Annotated in this window: 6 protein-coding genes; 5 read left to right on the top strand and 1 reads right to left on the bottom strand. The window is 51.8% G+C overall.

What is annotated here, in order from left to right; translation table 11 throughout:
- The first annotated feature begins 2205 nt into the window (after window positions 1-2205).
- From LOC67_RS16950 to LOC67_RS16940, 3 genes are all read left to right on the top strand, one after another.
- Window positions 2206-2559: a hypothetical protein gene (locus LOC67_RS16950; RefSeq protein WP_230263827.1), complete on the top strand. Its 354-nt coding sequence runs from the start codon at window positions 2206-2208 to the stop codon at window positions 2557-2559.
- A 128-nt stretch (window positions 2560-2687) separates the two neighbouring features.
- Window positions 2688-3254: a hypothetical protein gene (locus LOC67_RS16945; RefSeq protein WP_230263826.1), complete on the top strand. Its 567-nt coding sequence runs from the start codon at window positions 2688-2690 to the stop codon at window positions 3252-3254.
- Between the two features lie 1660 nt (window positions 3255-4914).
- Window positions 4915-5250: a hypothetical protein gene (locus LOC67_RS16940; protein WP_230263825.1), complete on the top strand. Its 336-nt coding sequence runs from the start codon at window positions 4915-4917 to the stop codon at window positions 5248-5250.
- 765 nt (window positions 5251-6015) lie between these two features.
- Here the strand turns inward: LOC67_RS16940 and LOC67_RS16935 are convergent.
- Window positions 6016-6393, bottom strand: coding sequence for a hypothetical protein (locus tag LOC67_RS16935; protein ID WP_230263823.1), 378 nt, complete (start codon window positions 6391-6393; stop codon window positions 6016-6018).
- 273 nt (window positions 6394-6666) lie between these two features.
- Here LOC67_RS16935 and LOC67_RS16930 point away from each other — a divergent pair, with 273 nt between their 5' ends.
- Both LOC67_RS16930 and LOC67_RS16925 read left to right on the top strand, forming a co-directional pair.
- Window positions 6667-7014: a hypothetical protein gene (locus LOC67_RS16930; protein ID WP_230263822.1), complete on the top strand. Its 348-nt coding sequence runs from the start codon at window positions 6667-6669 to the stop codon at window positions 7012-7014.
- Between the two features lie 109 nt (window positions 7015-7123).
- Window positions 7124-7633: an SMI1/KNR4 family protein gene (locus LOC67_RS16925; RefSeq protein WP_230263821.1), complete on the top strand. Its 510-nt coding sequence runs from the start codon at window positions 7124-7126 to the stop codon at window positions 7631-7633.
- Window positions 7634-8985: the final 1352 nt, after the last annotated feature.

Raw genomic sequence — 8985 nt, 5'->3', positions numbered from 1 at the left:
CTGCGGCAATTGGAACGCGAATCCCACGCCGACGACAAATAACAATGCCGTGCACCGAAGGACGGGAGTCGACGGTTTTGAAGTGGTTAGTCTCTTGGCCCGTCCTCGGTGACGGCAGACGTTCGCGCGGATGGTTGTGCTTGCGATAACCAACGCCTGTTTTCGATGCTGACGGATCTGGCCCATCGGATCTCACCTGACAACCATTAGCCGATCGCCGCAACTGAGTTTGTGGTTTGATAGTTGCTCGTGAATTCGGCCCTTTTGATTTCGCGAGACGTCAGTTTCCTATTGATCGCAATTGAATTCACGGTTTGATCGTGTTGCTTGGACAACTCCCTTGCGAATTCATGGGCCAGCAGTTGCCTGTTTATCGCGTTTGATTTCATGGTTTGGTTTCTGCTACGAGATTGCTGTTCAAACGCCCTATGCGCCAGCCGGAAAATACATGCTCGTTTCCCTCGGCGATTCCAGTCGGGTAGACTTGGTGACAGCGATGTCCTGCAGACCGTGGTCGTGTGTACCACGCGAACCTGTTGGTGCACCGAAGTCGGCGAGTCGACGTTTTTTGGGTTTTAGTTTCACCTCAACCGCGCCGACTCGGTGACCATGACCGTTCGCGCGGGTAGATATCCTGCCTGATCACTCACCTGCCATGAGCGTGGTTATCGTCGATCGCAATTCCAAGCGTTTTGATCCGGCCCATCTGATTTCACGTGTCAACTGTTAGCTGATCGCCGCAAATGATGCTGCGGTTTGATAGTCGCTGCCGAATCCAGCCCATCTGATTTCGACGGACATCAGCTTTCAATCAATCGCAATTGAATTCACGGTTTGATCGTGTCGCTGGAATAGCGTTTATTTGAATTTAAGTGACGGCCGTTTCCTGTTTATCGCATTCGATGTCACGGTTTGATCCCTGCTTGGAGATAGCAGTTCAAACGCCCTATTCGCCAGCCGAAATATCTATGTTGGTTCCCCTTGGGGATTCCGATCGGGTAGATTTGTTACCAGCGATGTAGTGCCGACTGTGGTCGTGTGTACCTCGCGAACCATGACATGAACCGAAGTGACGGAGCCGGGGTTTTTGAAGTGGTTAGTCGTCCGCCGTCACTCGGTTATGTCCGCCGTTCGCGCGGGTAGATGAACCACTGAATGATTCAGCTCTTTCTCAGTTGGTCATCGCCCTTTGTACTACAAAGTGTTTGGATCCGGCCCTCCTGATTTCACGTGGCCAATTCAAGCTGATCGCCGCAATTGAATTCACGGTTCGATAGTCGCGGCTGAATTGGGCCCACCTGATGTCATGTGACCTCTGTTTCCTATTGATCGCAATTGAATTCACGGTTTGATCGTGTCGCTCGAATAACACCCATCTGAATTCACGGGTCAGCAGTTTCCTGTCTATCGCATTTGATGTCACGGCTTGATTTCTGCTCCGAATTGGCAGTTCAATCGCCCTATGCGCCAGCCCAAAAATCCATGCTCGTTCCCCTTCGCGATTCCAATCGAGTAGACTTGTCGACAGCGATGTACTGCAAACCGTGGTCGTGTGTACCACGCGAACCATGACATGAACCGAAGTGACGGAGTCGGGGTTTCTGAAGTGGTGTGTCATCCGCCGTCACTCGGTTATGTCCGCCGTTCGCGCGGGTAGATGGACCGCTGGGTGATTCATCTCATTCTCAGTTGGTCATCGCCCTTCGCAATACAAAGCGTTTGGATCCGGCCCATCTGATCTCACCTGACAACCATTAGCCGATCGCCGCAACTGAGTTTGTCGTTTGATAGTTGCTCGTGAATTCGGCCCAATTGATTTCTTGAGACATCAGTTTCCAATCAATCGCATTTGACGTGAAGGTTTGATCGTTGTTGCTGTGCGTGGCCCACTGGATTTCACGGAACCACAGTTTCCTGTTTATCGCATTTGATTTCACGGTTTGGATGTTGCTCCGAAATAGAGGATCAAACGCCCTACCCGCTGGCCGAAATATCTATGCTCGTTCCCCTTCGCGATTCGAATCGGGTAGACTTGTCAGCAGCGATGTGATTCAGACTGTGGTCGTGGGTACCTCGCGAACCACGACATGAACCGAAGTTGCGGAGCCGATGTCCTTGAAGTGGTTGGTCAATCGCCGCAACTCGGTTATGTCAATCGTTCGCCGACCGATGGATCTTTCACGTTAACGCATTGGGTGCAATTTGATGTATGACGGATGCATCCACTTTGCCAACACTCTCACGCAGCAAACTTGGGAGCAATTTGCGGCAGAATTCGACTTAGAACATCGTGACACCGCCACATTGACTGCGTCTTGGCTTACAGGTGATGATGAACCAATCGAGATTTGCGATCCACCAAACCTAATTGCAATTGTTCGTGATCCTGACGGAGATTCCGTTGGACTGGTGCGATGCTCCAGGATGTTCTTCGACGGTGGGGTGTCCGATGTCGCAGAAGTTCAGTTCCAAGGCCAAGGTCCACACTTCGAACGCGTGCTCGCTGAAATGAGGCAGTATCTCGACGGCTCAATCGAAGTTGGACCGCCATCCGGTTGAACGATAGATTGGAGACTGATACGGCGAACCCGACGATGCACGTGAGTCGCCGAGTTGAGGTTTTTGAAGTGGTAGGTCGTTCGCGGCGACCACGTGATCGTTACCGTTCTGGCTACAGAGTACTAAGAATGCGCGTCGCTATCGGTTTCCTCATATCGCTACTCTCTTGGTTTCCTGTGAGTGCGCAAGGCGTTCACGGCTGGCCACAACAAGAGTGCTTCGACAAATCTGACTTTGTCGCCATCGTTACCGCGGAACCAGCGGTGCAGGTTCCAAATACACTTCCAATTGTTGCGACGGACAAATCGAATGCCGCTACTTTCCAGCAGCACGAAACCAAGTTGAACGTTATCTCAGTACTGAAAGGCAAGGATCGCCCCAAGTCAGCGGTCCTCGTTCAGCTATTGCCTCGTCCGGGCTACAAAGGCATGGGCGGCTTCCCTTCAACCATTCGAATGCGCCAAAAGACAATTAACCCCAGTGTCGACAACAAGGCCACCTACTTAGTTTATCTGTCTGTTCGAGACGATGGGAAATACGAGCCCGTCACTGGTCACATTAGCCCAGCTCAATCCGTGCGCCGGCTTGTCACCGAAGTTGAAGACATGAATGCTATGATCCTGTCCAATCCCGATCCATCTCGAGTACCCACTGATCCCAGCGAGCCCCTGTTCCTCGAACCGAACGCCAACTAGAACAAGAAAGCCAGAACCATCCGATGCAACCGAGCGGCGAAGTCAGGCGTTTTGAAGTGGATGATCAATCGTCGCCGCCAGCTGATCGGTAACGTTCGCGCGGGTAGGTGAACTGTCTGATATCCCATCTGTCTCCAGCTTGGTCATCGCCCTCTGCAATTTGAAGCGTCTGAATCTGGCCCATCCGATCTCACCTAGCAACCATTAACCGATCGCCGCAACTGAGTTTGTCGTTTGATAGTTGCTCGTGAATACTGCCCATCTGATTTCACAGGACGTCAGTTTCCAATCAATCGCAATTGAATTCACGGTTTGATTGTCTCGCTTGGACAACTCTCTTGCGAATTCGTGGGACAGCAGTTTCCTGTTTATCGCATTTGATGTCACGGTTTGATTTCTGCTGTAAGATGGCTGTTCAAACGCCCTATGCGCCAGCCGGAAAATACATGCTCGTTTCCCTCGGCGATTCCAGTCAGGTAGACTTTGGGACAGCGATGTACTGCTGGCCGTGGTCGTGGGTACCACGCGAACCATGACATGAACCGAAGTGACGGAGTCGGGGTTTCTGAAGTGGTGTGTCGTCCGCCGTCACTCGGTTATGTCCGCCGTTCTAGTGGCTTCCTTGCCACTAGGACGTCGCGGTTCACTTCGAAGGATAGAGAAGTGAACCAACCCGCTGGAATTAGCTACTCCGGCGGAAGACTACGGCGTACCGCCGTGGTAATTTGTTCGATGTGTCCGCGTTGGATCGCAGTCATACGGATAGCTTGGCTCTGCGGTCAGATCTTTGCGTCTGACTGATATTGGTTTTAGAATTCACGTTCGATCGCATCAAGACCCACGTCCTTGCAATGATCGCCGTACCCCTAGAACCAAGCGGTTGCACCGAAACTAACGTCGACGTGGTTTGACATTTGGACGTCAAACGCCGTTAGCCCAGTGAACCGCGACGTTCGCGCGGGTAGATGAACCGGTGGATGACTCATCTCTCTCTCAGTTGGTTATCGCCCTTTGCAATTCAACGCGTCTGGATCCGGCCCATCTGATTTAACGTCGCAAGTGTTGGCTGATCGCCGCATTTGAAGTTGCGGTTTGATAGTTGCTCGTGAACTCGGCCCATTTGATTTCGCGAGACGTCAGTTTCCTGTTGATCGCTCTTGGATTCACGGTTGGATTGCGTCGCTTGATTGCGGCCCATCTGATTTCATTGGTCATCAGTTTCCAATCAATCGCAACTGACTTCGCCGTTTGATTTCGTTGCGTCGAAAAACGCCCACCCGATTTCAGCGGACCGCAGTTGCCTGTCTATCGCACTTGAATTCGCGGTTTGTTTTCTACTCCGAAATAGCGGGTCAAAGGCGCTTTCCGCCGGCCGAAAAATCTATGCTCGTTCCCCTTGGTGATTCCAATCGGGTAGACTGTTCGACAGCGATGTAGTGCCGGCTGTGGTCGTGGGTACCTCGCGAACCTGTTGGTGCACCGAAGTCGGCGAGTCAACGACTTTTGGGTTTTAGTTTCACCTCAACCGCGCCGACTCGGTGACCATGACCGTTATGCCACCATGCAGTTCGTCCCCCTTCACGGCCGAAGCGATCTTCCGTTTGGAGCGTCCGTTGATGACATAATCTGCGTGCTCGGTCATCCTGAAGCCGAAACGAGAGTGAACGACGTTGACTCCCATCCGAAGGGGCGACGCAGACTTGAGTACGGTGATTTCTCCGTGACAATCGCGTCCGAACTTGGTGTCTTCGGCATGAGCGTTCGCGTATCTTCCGAACCGCTGATGTTGTGGGACACCAAGATCAATGGATTTACCGCACAACAAATCGCGGATCTACTGGCATCGCACGGTGCCGAATCCGAAACTGCTCCACTTACTGCGTGGGGTTCCACCGACGTTTATTCGGCATCCCTTGGCGTTCTGGCTTACTTTGCTGATGATCAAATCAATGAACTTGAAATTCTGGTTCCTGGTATCTGCCCAACAGAGTACTAACTGCTTTTCTCTTCGCGATGAGTGAATGTGTACCTCGACGGTGCGACACAATCATGGCATAACAATCGAATGCACCGAAGTTGTGGAGTTGGGTTTGACTGAAGTGGTGAGTCGCTCGCCACAACTCGGTGATTCGTACCGTTCGCGCGGATAGATGAACTGCCTGATAACTCATCTCCTTCGAAGGTGTTCATCGCCCTTTGCAGCACAAAGCGTTTGGATTCGGCCCATTTGATTTCAAGTGGCAGCCGTTTACTGATCGCTGCAATTGAGTTTACGGTTTGATAGCTGTTAGTGAACTCGGCCCAGTTAATTTTACAAGACCTCAGTTTCCTGTTGATCGCAATTGAATTCGCGGCTTGATTTCGGTGCTTGAACAACGCCCATTTGAATTCATGGGACAGCAGTTGCCTGTGTAGCGCACTTGATGTCACGGTTTGATTTCTGCGCCGAGATAGCTGTTCAAACACCCTATGCGCCAGCCGAAATATCTATGCTCGTTCCCCTTGGCGATTCCGATCGGGTAGACTTGTCAGCAGCGATGTTGTGCCGACTGTGGTCGTGCGTACCACGCGAACCATGACATGAACCGAAGTGACGGAGTCGGGGTTTTTGAAGTGGTTAGTCGTCCGCCGTCACTCGGTTATGTCTGCCGTTCGCGCGGGTAGGTGAACTGGCTGATATCACATCTGTCTCCAGCTTGGTCATCGCCCTCTGCAATTTGAAGCGTATGAATCTGGCCCAGCCGATCTCACCTAGCAACCGTTAACCGATCGCCGCAACTGAGTTTGTCGTTTGATAGTTGCTCGTGAATACTGCCCAATTGATTTCTTGAGACATCAGTTTCCAATCAATGGCATTTGACGTCACGGTTTGATCGTTGTTGCTGTGCGTGGCCCACTGGATTTCAGGGAACCACAGTTTCCTGATGATCGCTTCTGATGTCACAGTTTGATCCCTGCTTGGAGATTGCTGGTCAAACGCCCTACCCGCCGGCTGAAATATCAATGCTCGTTCCCCTTGGCCATTCCGATCGGGTAGACTTGTCAGCAGCGATGTATTGCAGACTGTGGTCGTGCGTACCACGCGAACCATGACATGAACCGAAGTGACGGAGTCGGGGGTTTCGAAGTGGTGTGTCATCCGCCGTCACTCGGTTATGTCCGCCGTTCCCCGACTGAGTCTTGCACGTTGAGCGATGTCTTTACCGCCCACTGAATTGCAGATTGTCTCGATGTTGCGTTGAAGGATCGACACCGGAATGGACATTGATGCCGCACTTAGACAATTGCACTGCGACAATGGGTTGGGAATCCTCCTTCTGTTCCGACCATTCATGATTGTGTGTGACTTGTCCGCGATCGAAGCCAAGGGGCGACTTTTCCACGTGGTTCCATATAAAGGCGGAGATGATTGATGGAATACGTCGCGGAGATTAAAGCAACATCTGATTCGGATCCGCTTCGACTTGACGATTGGATGGCTTATATCGCGTCCGCCGATGACTTTGATGCAATTTTGGGAAGCCCGGGTATCAATCCTGCGAATGGCCAACCAATCACTTTGCACCCACCGGCGAATGCTGTCAGATTGATCATCTCTGGCTCTGAGGTCGGCGGATTTTTATGGGGCCCCGAAGACCAACATTGCATTTTAGTTTGTCACGCCCCAGGACAACGGGACTTGGTTCTGAACCGAGCGCTGCAAATCGCGAATGTGTTGAACGCTGATTTGATACAATGGGACTCAACGCCACCAGCGTAAACTAGGAAGCGGGGAACAATGAAATGCACGCGAGGACGGGAGTCGTGGTCTACCGTCTGCTTGCAAGTTGTTCGCCCGTCCCGCGTGATTTCTGACGTTCCCCGACAAAATGAAGATCGACGACGAAGCATTTTTTGAGCTGAACCCTGGGATCGACGTGGATTCGATATCAGCAGCGAATGCTATGCTCCGCGCCCCGTTCTCAGATGACGAGGTTTCTCGTCTTTCGCAATACCTTGATTCTGATACCGTTTCCCGCCTGCCGAGCACGTCTCCGTCCATTCGTGACTTGCCGGAATCCTACGTAACGCTCCTCGCGCGATCGAACGGCGGTGGCTTTACAATTGGCGAACGTGAGGTCGCGTACTTCGATTCCAAGACGACTCGTGACTATTGGGTCGACTACCAATTTCCGATTTACATGCCAGGGGCCCTGCCGTTCGGACTAAATGGCGGCGGCGTCTTCTATGTATTTGATATGCGCGAACCGGCAGTCGGCGCAGACTATCCGATACTTGCTGCTTCCTCTGGGAATCTTTGCTACGATGATTCACCTGTAATTGCCCGAACGCTGGATGAACTGGTTTCCGACACCCGCAACATTGAGGAACTCATGTGAATCCGACGAGCGGGGAACCACGACATGAACCGAAGTTGCGGAGCCGATGTCTTTGAAGTGGTTGGTCATTCGCCGCAACTCGGTTATGTCAATCGTTCGCGCGGGTAGTTGTGAGTGCGATTACCATCGCCTGTCTTCAATGCTGCTGAATCTGGCCCAACTGATCTCACGTGGCAAGTCTTAGCTGATCGCCGCAACTGAAATCACGGTTTGATAGTTGTGCCCAGATTGCGCTCATCGGACTTCAACGGACATCAATTTCCTGTTGATCGCATTTGATGTCACGGTTTGATTTCTGCGCCGAGATAGCTGATCAAACGCCCTGGCCGCCGGCCGCAATATCTATGCTCGTTCCCTTTGGGGATTCCGATCGGATAGACTGGTCGAGAGCGATGTAGTGTAGACTGTGGTCGTGTGTACCACGCGAACCATGACATGAACCGAAGTGACGGAGTCGGAATTTTTGAAGTGGTTAGTCGTCCGCCGTCACTCGGTTATGTCCGCCGTTCGCGCGGGTGGTTGTGACTGCGATAACCTACGTCTGTCTTCAATGCTGCTGAATTTTGCCCATCTGATGTCAACTGACAACAGTTAGCCGATCGCCGCAACTAAGTTTGTGGTTTGATAGTTGCTCGTGAATTCGGCCTATTTGAATTCGCGAGACGTCAGTTTCCTATTGATCGCAATTGAATTCACGGTTTGATTGTCGTTTGCGAACTCGACCCTTCGGATTTCACGTGGCAACAGTTTCTTGCTTATCGCATTTGGTGCCACGGTTTGGATGTTGCTCCGCGATAACCGATCAAACGCCCTATGCGCCAGCCGAAAAATCTATGCTCGTTACCCTTCGCGATTCCGATCGGGTAGACTTGTCACCAGCGGTGTCGTGCCGACTGTGGTCGTGTGTACCACGCGAACCATGACATGAACCGAAGTGACGGAGTCGGGGTTTTTGAAGTGGTTAGTCATCCGCCGTCACTCGGTTATGTCTACCGTTCGCGCGGGTGGTTGTGACTGCGATAACCATCGCCTGTCTTCAACGCCGCTGAATCTGGCCCATCTGATTTCATGTGGCTACTACCAGCTAATAGCCGCAATTGAATTAACGGTTTGATAGTCGTGCCTGAACGCGGCCCAATGGATTTCGCGAGACACCAGTTTCCTTTTGATCGCAACTGAAGTCATCGTTTGATTGTGTTGCTTGATCAACGCCCATCTGAATTTGAGAGACAGCAGTTTCCTATTTATCGCATTTGAAGTCTCGGTTTTATTTTGGCTCTGAAATAGCGGATCAAACGTCCAAACCGCCGGCCGATATACCTATGCCCGTTCCCCTTCAATATTCCGATCGA

The sequence above is a fragment of the Stieleria sp. JC731 genome (assembly GCF_020966635.1).
GTDB lineage: Bacteria > Planctomycetota > Planctomycetia > Pirellulales > Pirellulaceae > Stieleria.
This window is presented reverse-complemented; position numbering and strand designations above follow the sequence as displayed.